Origin of the sequence: Polaromonas jejuensis NBRC 106434 (genome assembly GCF_001598235.1) — a bacterium.
Lineage (GTDB): Bacteria > Pseudomonadota > Gammaproteobacteria > Burkholderiales > Burkholderiaceae_C > Polaromonas > Polaromonas jejuensis.
Genome location: NZ_BCYO01000001.1, coordinates 72383 through 86715, shown reverse-complemented (window position 1 = coordinate 86715; position 14333 = coordinate 72383). Strand labels below are relative to the sequence as shown.

At 64.4% G+C, this 14333-nt stretch carries 12 protein-coding genes; 8 read left to right on the top strand and 4 right to left on the bottom strand.

Annotated features, from left to right (window positions below):
- Positions 1-143: 143 nt before the first annotated feature.
- The 8 genes from PJE01S_RS00420 (at position 144) to PJE01S_RS00385 (ending at position 10084) form a co-directional block, all read left to right on the top strand.
- Positions 144-2561 carry a bifunctional salicylyl-CoA 5-hydroxylase/oxidoreductase gene (locus PJE01S_RS00420; protein WP_068831169.1) on the top strand — a complete coding sequence of 806 codons (2418 nt, stop codon included), beginning with the start codon at positions 144-146 and terminating at the stop codon, positions 2559-2561.
- A gap of 26 nt (positions 2562-2587) precedes the next feature.
- Positions 2588-3088 (top strand): MarR family winged helix-turn-helix transcriptional regulator, encoded by a 501-nt coding sequence (locus tag PJE01S_RS00415; protein WP_068831168.1) that lies wholly within the window; start codon positions 2588-2590, stop codon positions 3086-3088.
- Positions 3085-3939, top strand: coding sequence for an enoyl-CoA hydratase family protein (locus PJE01S_RS00410; RefSeq protein WP_068831167.1), 855 nt, complete (start codon positions 3085-3087; stop codon positions 3937-3939). Before PJE01S_RS00415 ends, PJE01S_RS00410 begins: the two co-directional genes overlap by 4 nt.
- Positions 3940-3973: 34 nt before the next feature.
- Positions 3974-5197 (top strand): acyl-CoA dehydrogenase family protein, encoded by a 1224-nt coding sequence (locus PJE01S_RS00405; RefSeq protein ID WP_068831166.1) that lies wholly within the window; start codon positions 3974-3976, stop codon positions 5195-5197.
- Positions 5194-6828: an AMP-binding protein gene (locus tag PJE01S_RS00400; RefSeq protein ID WP_068831165.1), complete on the top strand. Its 1635-nt coding sequence runs from the start codon at positions 5194-5196 to the stop codon at positions 6826-6828. Before PJE01S_RS00405 ends, PJE01S_RS00400 begins: the two co-directional genes overlap by 4 nt.
- Positions 6825-7265, top strand: coding sequence for an acyl-CoA thioesterase (locus tag PJE01S_RS00395; protein ID WP_068831164.1), 441 nt, complete (start codon positions 6825-6827; stop codon positions 7263-7265). The genes PJE01S_RS00400 and PJE01S_RS00395 overlap by 4 nt, the downstream gene beginning before the upstream one ends.
- Entirely contained in the window at positions 7262-7669 is a 408-nt protein-coding gene (locus PJE01S_RS00390) for a RidA family protein (RefSeq protein ID WP_068831163.1), read from the top strand. Before PJE01S_RS00395 ends, PJE01S_RS00390 begins: the two co-directional genes overlap by 4 nt.
- Before the next feature lie 213 nt (positions 7670-7882).
- Positions 7883-10084, top strand: coding sequence for an FUSC family protein (locus tag PJE01S_RS00385; RefSeq protein ID WP_068831162.1), 2202 nt, complete (start codon positions 7883-7885; stop codon positions 10082-10084).
- A 186-nt stretch (positions 10085-10270) separates the two neighbouring features.
- Here PJE01S_RS00385 and PJE01S_RS24930 read toward each other — a convergent pair whose 3' ends face one another.
- The 4 genes from PJE01S_RS24930 to PJE01S_RS00365 all read right to left on the bottom strand — a co-directional run bounded on the left by PJE01S_RS24930 (position 10271) and on the right by PJE01S_RS00365 (position 14333).
- Positions 10271-10699, bottom strand: a complete 429-nt coding sequence (locus PJE01S_RS24930; protein ID WP_157090180.1) for a hypothetical protein — start codon at positions 10697-10699, stop codon at positions 10271-10273.
- Between the two features lie 52 nt (positions 10700-10751).
- Entirely contained in the window at positions 10752-11441 is a 690-nt protein-coding gene (locus PJE01S_RS00375; RefSeq protein WP_169804346.1) for a DUF2894 domain-containing protein, read from the bottom strand.
- 70 nt (positions 11442-11511) lie between these two features.
- The gene (locus PJE01S_RS00370) at positions 11512-12165 is read right to left on the bottom strand and encodes an OmpA family protein (protein WP_068831159.1); all 654 of its coding nucleotides are present in this window, start codon (positions 12163-12165) and stop codon (positions 11512-11514) included.
- Positions 12162-14333, bottom strand: coding sequence for a DUF802 domain-containing protein (locus PJE01S_RS00365; protein WP_068831158.1), 2172 nt, complete (start codon positions 14331-14333; stop codon positions 12162-12164). Before PJE01S_RS00365 ends, PJE01S_RS00370 begins: the two co-directional genes overlap by 4 nt.

Genomic DNA, 14333 nt, shown 5'->3' with positions numbered 1-14333 from the left:
CGGCCGGACGCGCCGCCCCCCTTCTTCAACCCCTGATCCCGCCCCCGGAAAGCCCGCCCTTTCGGCATGGGGAAACACGCACTTGACGAATTTGCTTTAAACCTAAATAATTAAAGCTAGATTAATCTAGAGAGCACGCATTCATGCACATCCTTTGTCTGGGCGGTGGTCCCGCAGGTTTGTATTTCGCCCTGCTGATGAAGCTGCAGAACCCGGCGCATCAGGTCACGGTGGTCGAGCGCAACCGTCCCTTCGACACCTTCGGCTGGGGCGTGGTGCTGTCCGACCAGACCCTGGGCAATCTGCGCGCGGCCGACCCGGTCAGCGCGCAGCTGATTGGCGATGCCTTCAACCACTGGGACGACGTCGAGGTGTTTTTCAAGGGCCGCAGCGTGCGCTCGGGCGGCCATGGTTTTTGCGGCATAGGCCGCAAGCGCCTGCTCAACATCCTGCAGGAGCGCTGCATGGCGCTGGGTGTCGAGCTGGTGTTTGAAACCGACGTCACAGACGACCAGGCCATCGCCGCGCAGTACCAGGCCGACCTGGTGGTGGCCAGCGACGGCCTGAACAGCCGCATCCGCAACCGTTACGCCGAAACCTTCAAGCCCGATGTCGAGCTGCGCGCCTGCCGCTTTGTCTGGCTGGGCACGCGCAAGACCTTCGACGCGTTCACTTTTGCGTTCGAGCAGACCGAGCACGGCTGGTTCGCCGCGCACGCCTACAAGTTCGACGACAACACCTCGACCTTCATCGTCGAGACCCCGGAAGCCGTCTGGAAGGCGCATGGCCTGGACCAGATGAGCCAGGAAGACGGCATCGCCTTTTGCGAGCGGCTGTTTGCCAGATACCTGGACGGCAACGCCCTGATGAACAACGCCACGCATGTGCGCGGCTCGGCGATCTGGATCCGCTTTCCGCGCGTGGTCTGCGAGCGCTGGGTGCATCACGAAACGGTTGAAGGCAAGCGCGTGCCCATCGCGCTCATGGGCGACGCCGCGCACACCGCGCATTTCTCCATCGGCAGCGGCACCAAGCTGGCGCTGGAAGATGCGATCGAACTGAGCCGCTGTTTTGCGCAGCATGCGAACGCCGATGCAGCGCTGCAGGCCTACGAGGCGGTGCGCTCGGTCGAGGTGCTGAAGATCCAGAACGCGGCGCGCAACTCCACCGAGTGGTTCGAGAACGTGAACCGCTACAGCGGCATGGAGATCGAGCAGTTCGCCTACTCGCTGCTGACGCGTTCGCAGCGCATCAGCCACGAGAACCTGCGGCTGCGCGATGCGAAATGGCTGGAAGGCTACGAAGCCTGGCTGGCGGGCGGGCGCACCGACGCCGGGCCGCCCCAAAGCGGGGCAGCCCCCTCGGGGGGCAGCGCAGCAGGCAACGCCGCGAAGCGTGGGGGCCATCCCGTGCCGCCCATGCTGACCCCGTTCAAGGTGCGCGGCACCGAGCTGAAGAACCGCATTGTCTGCTCGCCGATGGCGACCTACAGCGCCATCGACGGCGTGCCGCAGGACTTCCACCTGGTGCACCTGGGCGCGCGCGCGCTCGGCGGCGCCGCCATGGTGATGGTGGAGATGACCAGCCCGAACCCCGAGGGCCGCATTACGCCGGCCTGCACCGGACTGTGGAACGACGAGCAAACGGCGGCCTTCAAGCGGATCGTGGATTTCGTGCACGGCCAGAGCACGGCCAAGATCGGCATGCAGCTCGGCCACAGCGGCCCCAAGGGCTCGACACAGGTGGGCTGGGAAGAGATGGACGAACCGCTACCCGACGGTGGGCCCCATGAAAACTGGCCGGTGATGTCGGCCAGCGCCGTGCCCTATGGTGAGCGCAACCAGACGCCGCAGGCCATGACGCAGACGCACATGGAAGCGCTCAAGCAGCAGTTTGTGGACGCCACCCGGCGCGCCGCGGCCGCCGGCTTCGACTGGCTGGAGCTGCACTGCGCGCACGGCTACCTGCTGTCGGCCTTCATCTCGCCGCTGACCAACGTGCGCAGCGACGGGTACGGCGGCAGCATCGAAAACCGCTGCCGCTACCCGCTGGAGGTGTTTCGCGCCATGCGCGCGGTCTGGCCCGCGCACCTGCCCATGAGCGTGCGCATTTCCGCGCACGACTGGGCACCGGGCGGCAACACGCCCGACGACGCGATCGTGGTGGCCCGGCTGTTCAAGGAGGCCGGCTGCGATGTGATCGACGTGTCCTCGGGCCAGACCACGCGCCAGGCCCGGCCGGTTTACGGCCGCATGTACCAGACGCCGTTTGCCGACCGCATCCGCAACGAGGTCGGCATACAGACCATCGCCGTCGGCGCGATTTCCGAAGTCGACCATGTCAACAGCATCATTGCCGCCGGCCGCGCCGACCTGTGCGCGCTGGCCCGCCCGCACCTGGCCGATCCGGCCTGGACGCTGCACGAGGCCGCCAAGCTGCAAAGCCGGGCCGTGGACTGGCCCAAACAGTATTTGAGCGGCAGGGACCAGCTCTACCGCGAAATTTCCAAGCAAAAAGAGCTTGCAGCCCAGGCAGGACGGGCGCAAGAAGCTACCAAATAGATAGCAAAATCAACACAAGGAATCCCATGGACCTGGAAGCACGAGGCCATAGCGAGCACCCCGAAGCCCTGCGGCTTTGGCTGCGGCTGCTGACCTGCACCCAACTGGTGGAAAAGCAGGTGCGCAGCCAGCTGCGCGAGCAGTTCGACACCACCCTGCCCCGCTTCGACCTGATGGCCCAACTGGAGCGCAGCCCCGACGGCCTGAAGATGAACGAGCTGTCGCGCCGCATGATGGTGACCGGCGGCAATGTCACCGGCATCACCGACCAGCTGGTCGCCGAAGGGCTGGTGGAACGCATGGAGGTGGAGGGTGACCGCCGCGCCTACCGCGTGCGCCTGACGGCGCGCGGACGCAAGCTGTTTGACGAGATGGCGCGCCAGCACGAGGCCTGGATTGTGGCGGCCTTTGAAGCCCTGTCGCCGCGCGAAGTGGAATCCCTGCACAAGCTGCTCGGCAAGGTCAAGCAGCACCACAGCGCCCCATCAGGCAACCAACACAGCAACCACAAACTGGAAACCGCATGAAGCACTACATAGGCCCCACCAACCCCATGCACGCGCAATTCGACGCGCTGGCCGGCTACCAGGCGCAACATTTCGCCTACGCCTTCGAGGGCGGCGTGGCCACGCTGACCCTGAACCGCCCCGAGCGCAAGAACCCGCTGACCTTTGACTCCTATGCCGAGCTGCGCGACCTGTTTCGCGCACTGAACAGCGCCACCGATGTGAAGGCGGTGGTGTTGACGGGCGCGGGCGGCAACTTCTGCTCGGGCGGCGATGTGCACGAAATCATTGGCCCGCTGACGAAGATGCGCATGCCCGAACTGCTGGAGTTCACCCGCATGACCGGCGACCTGATCAAGGCCATGCGCCTGTGCCCGCAACCCATCGTGGCGGCCATCGACGGCATCTGCGCCGGTGCCGGCGCCATGATGGCGCTGGCCGCCGACCTGCGGCTGGGCACGGCCCAGGCCAAAACCGCCTTCCTGTTCACGCGCGTCGGCCTGGCCGGTGCCGACATGGGCGCCTGCGCACTGCTGCCGCGCCTGATCGGCCAGGGCCGCGCCTCGGAGCTGCTGTTTACCGGCCGCGCCATGAACGCCCAGGAAGGCCTGCAATGGGGGTTTTTCAACGCGCTGCATGAGCCGCCCGAACTGCTGGGTGCGGCCCACAAGCTGGCGCATGAGCTTGCCAGCGGCCCGACGTTTGCGCACGGCATGACCAAAACCATGCTGCACCAGGAGTGGGCCATGACGCTGGACCAGGCGATAGAAGCCGAAGCCCAGGCCCAGGCCATCTGCATGCAGACCCAGGACTTCACACGCGCCTATGAAGCGTTTGCGGCCAGGCAAAAACCCGTGTTCCGCGGGGATTGAGTCAAGCAAACCAATCAGCAAGGATATTCCACGCATGAGATCAAGCACTACCCACCTGACGCTGCCATTTTTTGACGACGTGCACCGCGACCTCGGCCACCGGCTGGCCGACTGGATGCCGCAGCAGCATGTCGACGAAAGCGATGACCGCCGGGCCTGCAGGGAATGGGTCAGCTTGCTGGGCGACCAGGGCTGGCTGCGCTACTGCGTGCCAGCCGGCAAGGAGGGGACGCTGGGCGGCGCACTCGACAAGCTGGACTCCCGGGCGCTGGTGATTCTGCGCGAGACCCTGGCCTTTCACTCCCCGCTGGCCGATTTCGCCTTTGCCATGCAGGGACTGGGCAGCGGCGCCATCACCCTGGCAGGCACACCTGCGCAGCAAGCGGCTTACCTGCCGGCAGTAGCCCGTGGTGAAAAAATCGCCGCCTTCGCGCTGAGCGAGCCGGACGCGGGCTCCGACGCGGGCGCCATGAGCACAAGCGCCACCGCTCTGGAGGCCGGATGGGCCCTCAACGGGTGCAAGACCTGGATCAGCAATGGCGGCATTGCCGATTTTTACGTCACCTTTGCCAAAACCGACCCCGACGCCGGCACGCGCGGCATCACGGCCTTCATCGTGGACGCCTCCACCAAGGGCCTGGACAGCAGCGAACACATCGCCGTGATGGCGCCGCACCCGCTGGCCACATTGAAATTTGTCCACTGCCAACTGGCAGGCGCCGCCCAGCTGGGCACGCTGCACGGCGGCTTCAAGCTGGCCATGCAGACGCTGGACATTTTCCGCGCCTCGGTGGCCGGTGCCGCACTGGGCATGGCACGCCGCGCCCTCGCAGAGGCCGTGAGTTTCGCGAAGGAACGCAAGATGTTCGGCCAGACGCTGGCGGACTTTCAACTGACGCAGGCCAAACTCGGGGACATGGCAGCCCTGGTGGATGCGGCGGCGCTGCTGACCTACCGCGCCGCCTGGATGCGCGACCATCACAACGAACAAGGCGAGCGCGTCGGCAGCCCCGCAGGCACCACGGCAGAGGCCGAAGGCCGCAGAGACCGCACCGTGGCCGCCGCGATGGCCAAGATGACGGCCACCGAAAACGCCCAGCGCGTGATCGACATGGCGCTGCAGATGCATGGCGGCCTGGGGGTCAAGGTCGGCACCAAGGTGGAAAGCCTGTACCGCGACATCCGTTCGCTGCGCATTTACGAAGGCGCGACCGAAGTTCAGCAACTCATCATTGGCAAGGCGGTATTGCAATCATGAACGCTTCAAGCTCTCCCGCGCCTTCGGCGCAAACCGACCGATTCGTGCACGACCGCCTGCCGCCGCAGGACCAATGCCCGACCCTGGTCTATGCGCTGCCCGAGCTGCGCATACCGGCCCGGGCCAATCTGGTGGAGGTCTTGTTCGCCAAGGCCGCTCGGGAGGGGCACAGCGACAGGCCCTTTCTGCGCTCGGACAGGATCACACTGAGTTATGCCGACGCGCTGGCCCGCGTCAACCGGATTGCCCAGGTGCTGACCGAAGACTTCAAGCTGGTGCCGGGCAACCGGGTCTTGCTGCGGGGTGGCAACTCCATAGGCATGGCGCTGGCCTGGCTGGGCGTGGTCCAGGCCGGTCTGGTGGCGGTGGCCACCATGCCGCTGCTGCGCGCCAAGGAGTTGGGCGAGATCATTGAGAAAGCGCAGCCGGTGCTGGCGCTGTGCGATGCCAGCCTGCTGGAAGAGTTGAAAATCGCCAAAGACCAAAGCGCCACGCTGCAGACCATCGTCCCGTTCAACCTCATGAACGAGCCGGGTTCCCTGGCGGTGCTCTCGGCGCAAAAGGACAGCCAGTTCACGCCCTGCCCGGTTGCGGCCGACGACATCGCCATGATGGCCTTCACCTCGGGCACCACCGGCAAACCCAAAGCGGCGGTGCACACGCACCGCGACATACTTGCCGCCTGCGAAACCTGGCCACGCCATGTGCTCCAGGCCGGGCCGCAAGACATCGTGATGGGCTCACCGCCACTGGCCTTCACCTTCGGACTGGGCGGCATGCTGATTTTTCCCATGTGGGCCGGGGCGTCTGTCTACTACCCATCCATCCCCTACACCCCCGAGGCGATGGTCAAGCTCATCAGGCAGGTGGGCGCCACGATCTGCTACACCGCACCCACGTTTTATCGCCAGATGGCCGCCTTTTCCAGGCAGCATGGCGTGCCCAGCCTGCGGCTCTGCGTGAGCGCCGGCGAAGGACTGCCCGATGCGACGCGGCAGCTCTGGAAAGACGCCACCGGCATTGAAATCATTGATGGCATTGGCGCCACCGAGATGTTCCATATTTTCATTTCATCGGCGGGAGGCGATGTTCGCCGCGGCGCGATTGGCAGGGTCGTACCGGGCTACTCCGCCAGGGTGGTGGATGACGATGGCGTGGAAGTGCCGCGCGGCACCATTGGCAAGCTGGCGGTGATGGGCCCTACCGGGTGCCGCTACCTTGACGATGCGCGGCAGCGCAACTACGTCAAGGACGGCTGGAACTACCCGGGCGATGCCTTCATGCAGGACGCCGATGGCTATTTCTTCTACCAGGCGCGCGCCGACGACATGATCATCACGGCGGGCTACAACGTCGCCGGCCCGGAGGTGGAAGATGCGCTGCTCAAACACCCGGCGGTGGCCGAATGCGGCGTGGTGGGGGTGCCCGACGACGAGCGCGGCATGATCGTCAAGGCCTTCGTGGTGCTCAAACCCGATCAGCTGGCCAGCGACAGCCTGGCGAAAACACTGCAAGACCATGTGAAGGCCACATTGGCGCCCTTCAAATACCCGCGAAAAATTGAATTTGTGCCCAAACTGCCGCGCACCGAAACCGGCAAGCTGCAACGCTTCAAACTGCGGCAATCATGAAATTCACGACCTACAAACAGGTGCGCTTTCATCACTGCGACCCAGCCGGCATTGTTTTCTATCCGCAATTTTTTTACCTGCTGCATGAGGTGCAGGAAGATTTTCTGACTCACATCGGCTTTCCCGAACATGCCTTGATCGCAAGCGGGACGGGCGTTCCCATCGTGGACCTGAAAACCGAATTCATGGGCATGTGCCGCCATGGCGACGAACTCACGATGACGCTTGAATTGACCAAAGTGGGCAACGCAAGCATAGGGATGCAGTATGAAATTCATGGCCCACCCAAGACGCCGGGCAGCACGGCCACCCTCAAGCTGAGAGCCCATGGCGTGGTGGTTTATTCGGAGATCCCCCACGGAAAACCCGTGTGCATTCCCGATGAACTGCGCAGCGCGCTTTTACCCTACCTCCAACGAATCCCGCAAGCATCATGATCAAAAAAATTCAACCTCCCGACTGGGCAGAACCCAAGGGCTACGCCAACGGCATCCTCGCACGCGGAAGCATGCTGTTCGTGGGCGGACAAATCGGCTGGAATGCCCGGCAGCAGTTTGAAAGCGATGATTTCATCGCGCAGACCCGGCAGACGCTGCAAAATATCGCGGCCGTACTCAAGGCCGGCGGCGCCGGGCCGGAGCACATGGTGCGCATGACCTGGTACATCGTGGACCGGGCTGAATATGTCGCCAGGCTCAAGGAGTTGGGCGGTGTCTACCGCGAAGTCATGGGAAAAAACTTCCCGGCCATGACCTGCATAGAGGTGGCCGCCCTGGTGGAAGAGCGCGCGAAGATCGAGATTGAAGTCACAGCCGTACTCCCCGATTCAGCGCCAAACTGAACCGAGGCTTGACCGACATTGTCTGGTCAAGCCCCTGGCCCCGGTTCCATCGGTCTATCAGCGAGACACCTTCTTACCTGGTTAAGGTGTTGCACTTCAAATTTGAATCCGCCATGTCGATCACCCGCACGGGGCGAGCGGGCCATGCAGGTCGGACGAGACAATTGCGCTCTAATTGCTTTTCATACCGATTTGCCATTCAATCCATTCACCATGCAGATCCCCCGTTTCACCCAACGCCGCGCCCGGGCGGCCCTGCGTTTCGCGCTGAGCTACTACATCACGATTGGTCTGTCGGCTGCGCTCGGCCTGTTGCTGATATCGAGTGCCGTGCACCTGTTTGTGGGCGCTTTCGCCGCCTCAGCCGCCTCGGTAGGCGTCATCGTGTGCATTCCGCCCGACCAGCCGGCTCCCAGGCGCGGGAAGTTCTGGCAGTTGCTGCCGGCGGCGCTGATCGGTCTGCCACTTTTCTTCGGCGTCCAAGTGCTGCACGCCACCCCTGTTCACCTGGGGCTGCTGCTGGTGCCGGCCACCTTTATCGCCTTCCTGGCGGGCGCCTGGGGCAAGCGCGGCCTGCCGATCGCGGTGTCCATCATGTTCGCGATGATCTTCTCTATGGCCATGCCGGGGCACTCCACGGGTGGATCCGCGCTGTCCAGCAGCCTGTATTTCGCGCTCGGCGCGGGCTGCTATCTGGTTTGGGCGACGCTCGCCAATGCGGCTCTCAACGCGCGTTACCGTGTCCAGATGCTCGCGGACACGCTGCTATCGCTGACCAGTCTCATGCGCACGCAGTCGCGCCAGTTCACACCGGCAGCCGCGGAGGAGCGCGGCCGCCACGCACCCCTGATTGGCCAATTGCTGAAACAACAGGCGGCACTGACCGACCAACTTCAAATGGCCCGAAACATCCTGCTTGAATCGCCGCGCACCCCGCGCCGGCAGCAGCTGGCCGGCATGCTGATCCAGGTGCTGGAGATGCGCGACCACTTGCTGGCCTGCGAGCTCGACCTCGACACGCTGAAGGCCCATCCCGGCCATGCACCGGTGCTGGATGCCCTGCGCGAGGTTCTTGATGCCCTGGCCGACGAGATCGAGCAGTTGGCCGACGCCCTGCTGGCCGGCCGCAAGCCGCCTCCCGTTGAAAGCCGCCGCCCCCAACTGGCGGTGCTGTACTGGGGCGAAGATGCACCGCCGTCTGGCAATAAGGCCACACCCTCGCCAGCCATGCTGGCGCGCGGGCTGGCCAATCGCGTCGGCAACATCAATGATGAAACCCTGCGCCTGATCGCACTGGCGCGCGGCGAGGCCAAGCCCGACCTGGCCGTGGTGCGCGCCGCCTGGCAAATGTTTGTGAGCCCAACCGCCTGGTCCTGGCGGCCTTTCTTCGCCCTGTGGCGCTGGGATGCGCCGCCGCTGCGCCACGCCATCCGCGCCGCGCTGGCCGTCGGCAGCGCCTATCTCCTTTCACTCGGGCTGCCCTGGGGCACGCACGACTACTGGATTTTGCTGACCATTGTGGTGGTTCTGCGCGGCAGCCTTGCCCAGACGCTGGAACGGCGCAACAGCCGCGTGGCAGGCACGCTGATCGGCTGTATTCTGGCCGCGGCCTTGCTGTCCATGCATGCCCCGGTGGCCGTGCTGCTCGGGGTCGTGACACTCGCGCAGGCGGTGGCGCACGCCCTCGCCATCAGGCGCTATCTGGTCACGGCGGTCGCGGCCACAGTGCTCGGCCTTGTACAGGCGCACATGCTCAATGCGGAGCTGAGTCCCGCCTTCGACGTGATCGAACGCATGGCCGACACGCTGATAGGCGTCGCCATCGCCTGGGCTTTCAGCTATGTGCTGCCTTCATGGGAGCGCACGCAGATCCCCGCGCTGGTGGCTCGCACGCTGTCGGCCCAGGTGCGCCATGCACGCGTCTCGCTGGGCCTGGGTCAATTGCAGGCGGTCGACAACGAGCCGGAACTCGAATGGCGGCTCGCACGGCGTGAAGCCTATGACAGCCTCTCGGCATTGGTCCAGGCCACCCAGCGCTCACTCTCCGAGCCGCGCGCGGTCCGCCCACCGCTGGAGCCTCTTGGGAGGCTGCTCGCGCACAGCTACCAGTTGCTCGCGCAACTCACCTCAGTCAAAACGATGCTGCTGCTGCGTCGCGGACGCCTCAATGCCGAGCAGATTCGCGCACCACTGATGCAGACAGCCGAAATCATCGAAGCCACCCTGATTGCCAACCCGCCAGCAACGGCCGCTGACGCGCCTTGCACCGATGCTTCACCAGGCCCAGTGGCGTTGCCAGACCCTTTTGAAAGCGACCTCAGCCCGTGGGTGCTGCGCCGCCTCCACCTGGCGGCCAGCATTGCAATGCAACTGCGCGATGATGCCAACCAGGTCCTGCGACCGCCCAACACGTAAAGAAATTCACTTCTAAATTCCAATCTGCTCCAGCAGAAATAACGGGCGTAAAAAAGAGCAGACCATCAGCGCCCCCAATCTGGCTAAGACGAGAATTTCCAATGGATGAATCATGCGCTTGGGCTGTTTTAGCTTGGCCATGCCGCATCTTGCCAGTGGTTCATCAAGTTCGGCGACATGGAACTCTCAGACGCCAGCCGTCAATGTGGACTTTTCCAACTGGGCATTGATTTGCAGAACTTCAAATTGCAGCGGGTAGATGTTCATGATGTGATGACTTCCCAAACGCGGCCCAGCGGCGCGCGATCGCAGCGCCCGCAGGCAGCTTCCTGATCCGGTCCATGGCGTTGCACACCAGTTCCAGATCGTTGGGTTCATCGCCTGCGTAGCGGATGAGTGTGACCAGCGGAGTGAAGGCTTGCGATGCACTGCCCGGCTTGCTGGGGGTTGACCGGTCTTCAGGGCCCACAGCTCATGGGTGGTGAGCACCAGGCGGGGAGCAAGATTCTCAATAATCCACCACTGCTTAAGCGCCTTGATACGCAGGATGCCGGCGCTTATCTGCTGATCACCGCTTTCGATCCAGCAGAGATCGAGGTGGCGCTTGATCTGCATGAGCACATCGCAGATAGCAGATAGCAGGACTCAAATCACACGCAACTCGCCTTCATTTCTTCTGCCGGCTTCGACGCGCCGGTTTCGCCGTCACTGGCGTGTATTTCTGGTTCGCCTGATCGAGCCACAGCAAGGTATCCACATGCGACAGAAAGCGCCGCAGGTAGTCGGGTGACAGCTTGCGCATCAGCGCAAGGGAACGAAGCACAAGCATGTGCGAATTCAGCGGGCCGGCGTTGACAGGCCCTCGCTCGACGGCCTGGTCCACCTGGTCCTCGGCAGCAATCCTGGACCACGCCTCCCTGAAGCGACGCACGCTCGCCATTTCAGAACTGGCCTCCATGTCGCTGACCAGACTGCACCCAAGACCACTCCCCAGGCGGTGATCAATGCCGTCCTGCTTCACGTTCTGGATGTACTGGTTCAGCTGGGCCAGCGGCGCGCAGGGTCTGTTGAACGCCGATTGCGCGCCCAGCCGGCGCATGCCCCCGTAATCGCCTGCCGCGAAAAGCCGGTGCAGTTCACTAGCCAGGTCCGGATGCCTGGCTGACAGGCTCGCCAACTCGTCGCTGGCCGCCTTCTGCGCCTGCCTGAAGCGTTCGCCATAGTCCGCCAGTGCAACTTTGAACTTGCCTTCCAGGATGCGTCGCACCTCGCCTGGCGCTGTGTCCATGCGCTGCGACAGCACCTCCAGGTAATGAAAGCGCGCGGGATCGAGGCGCTGGGCTCCTTCGTTTCGCAAGGACGCATGCCACGACAGAAGCGACTTTTCTCCATCCCGCTGCGAATGCGGCATTTCGGCGAGCCCCGACTCACTCATGGGTGGAAGGTTTCACATTGGCGGACTTGGGCACCGGCGCCATTTCCACGCGCCGGTTCAGCGCGCGCCCCTTTTCATCCGTATTGGAGGCTACCGGCTGCTCTGCGCCAAACGCCGCGGCAAAGGCCCGGGACGACGGCATGCCTTCCTCGATCAGGGCACGGGTCACCGTCAGGGCGCGCTGGGCCGACAGCTGCAGGTTGTCCGCAAAGCGCTGGTTGCCTTCCTGGATGGGCTTGTCGTCGGTAAAACCGCTCACCATCAACAGTTCATCGCGCTCACCCAGGTACACCTGCAACGGGGGCACGAGACTCTTCAACAGCAGCCGGCCTTCGGGACGCAACTGATCCGAGTTCAGGGGAAACAACACGCTGCCACTGATGCCAATGCGTCCGTTGTTCAGCGTGACCCGGCCCGTTGCCAGCGGAATGGCCAGAGCCTTTTCCAGGGCGATACGGCGCTGCTCCTCCACCCGGCGCTTTTGCACCTCCGCCTCCAGGTTGGCCATCAGGTCCATCTGGACCACCAGCACCCCGACCAGAATCAGCACGAAGGCGCCCAGCAAGCCCGACATCAGGTCCCCGAAAACGGCCCAGACCGGCGCGGTCTGCTCCATGCCGTCGCCCCTTTCGTCAAGGTCGATCATCCGGCGACTCCCACGGACTGCGCGGCTTGCTTGCTGTGGAGCTGGCGCAGGTCTTCGACAATGCCCTGCTGCGACGTGATGCTGAGGTCGATGACCTCGCGCGCCTGCGCCACGTAGTAGGCGAGTTGTTCGTCACTTCGCGCCATGGACTGGTTCATGGTGCCCTCCATGCGCTGCAGGCTTTCAATCAGCTTCTCATTGGTCGCGTTGAAAAGCTGGACGCCATGCTTGAAGGATTCGCCCAGGCTAGCCAGCTCGACCGCGCTGCCGACCACCTGCGCCGCCACTTCCGCGGACTTGCCCGCCTGCGCGCCCAGCGTGTCGGCAAACTGCTGGCTGGCCTGGTCCATCACCGCCGCCGCAGAGGCGGCCAGCGACTCAATGGCCGCACGTTGTTCGCCCGAGGCCTGGTTGATGGTCTGAAGCAGCGCCCTGATTTGTTCCACCAGGCCGGTGCGCTCTTCAAGCGCGAGGTTGTCCCGCTCGGTGAGCCGGGTCATTTCCTGCCGCAACTGCGCAATCACTTCGGCAGCGGCCTGGGGCACTTCAGAGGCCGTTTGCAGGAGCCGGGTCATGGGTGTTTCCAGCGCGGCGCCCAGCGTGGCCAGATGACCGGCCAGCGCAGCCTGCAGTTCGCCCAGCCGCTCGACGGCGGCGTTGCCGCGCGTTGCCTCTTCTTGCCTGAGCGCACCGAGTTCCGTGCGCCACAAACTGGCCAGCTGTTCCATGCGGTCGCCGTGCTGCTTCACCCAGTCGGCCTCCGAGTCCACGCGCGAACGAATGAGCGCTTCGGACTGGGCCAACAGCCGCGTCATGTCGGCGAGTGTCCGGCTTGCCTGATCGCTGCTGCGCTGGGTGATCTCGCCGGCGGTCTTCTCCAGTGTCTGGCAGACGGCCTGCTGCTGGGCGAGCGTCTGCGCCCCGACACGCTGCCATTCGCCGTGCAGCGTGGCCGCCATGGACTCCAGCGCCTGCGTCCAGGCCTCCAGCCTCTGCCGATCCGCCGAGGCCTGGTCCGATTGCGACCTGGACACGGCCTCGTTGACCGTGGCCAGCAAGGCACTGGCGCGCTGCTCGAAGGTGTCCGTGAAGGCAGCCAGTGCCCGGTCCAGGCCATTGACCTGGCTTTCGCTGGTCCGCGCATGGTTCTGGAGAGCCGTCGTCCAGGTCTCGGACACGGTGCGGGCGGTGGCGCTGAACTGGGCCGAGAGGCCCGTCAACTGCGTCTGCGCTGCGTCGCTCACGCGCTCGTGCAGGCGCTTCGATTCCTGCGCAATTTCCGTCATCGCCGCCTCGACCACGGGCTTGATGCTCTCGCCCGCCACCCTTGCGCTGGCCGTCAGGCTGTCTTTCAGGGACTGCCCGACGGTGTCGGCCAGACCGGTGTAGGCAACGCTCACCTCGCGGTGGAACTGCGCCTGGCTGCCCAGCAGTTGCTCGTTCAACTGCTGGCTCCGGCGTTCCATGCCCTCCATCATGGCCTGCAACTTGTCGACCACGTCGGGCAAGGCATTCGCCTGCACCTGCAGCGCTTTGAAGGTTTCCTGGCGTTGATGGGCGAGCGAAAACGGCCGAAAGACGGTCGCAATACGGGAGTCCAGCTGCCGCGCGACGTCCACCCTCTCGCGGCGGCTGATGGCCGACAGCAGGCCCAGCATGGCCGACGCGGCCACCCCGGCCACCGAGGTGCCAAATGCAAGCCCCAGGCCCTTGATAGGTGCAGCGAGCGCCGACCGGATAGCGTGAAGATCGGTCGAACCCTCCAGAGCAAACACGGCCCCCTTGAAGGTCACGACCATGCCCAGGAAGGTGCCGAGCATCCCCAGCATCACCAGCAGCCCCACCAGGTACGGTGTCAGCGCGGGACCCGGCAAGGCGACCCGTTCACCCTCGATTCGCAAACGCACGGCGTTTTGCAGAGAGGGGTGAACGCCACCTAGCCAGACGCTCATGTCCGGCAGCGGCGGCGCAATGTCGGCCAGCGCCGCCGCCAGCGAGGACGTGGCAACTCGAAACTGCCTGAGTTCAAACGCGCCCAGCAAATACACGCCGGCAATCACCGCCGTCATGACCAGGGCCATCCAGCTCGAGCCGACAAACCCCGAGCCCACCCAGGCCACGGTGATCAGACCGATAGCGAAGGCGACTGCAAAAAAAATCCTGTTCAT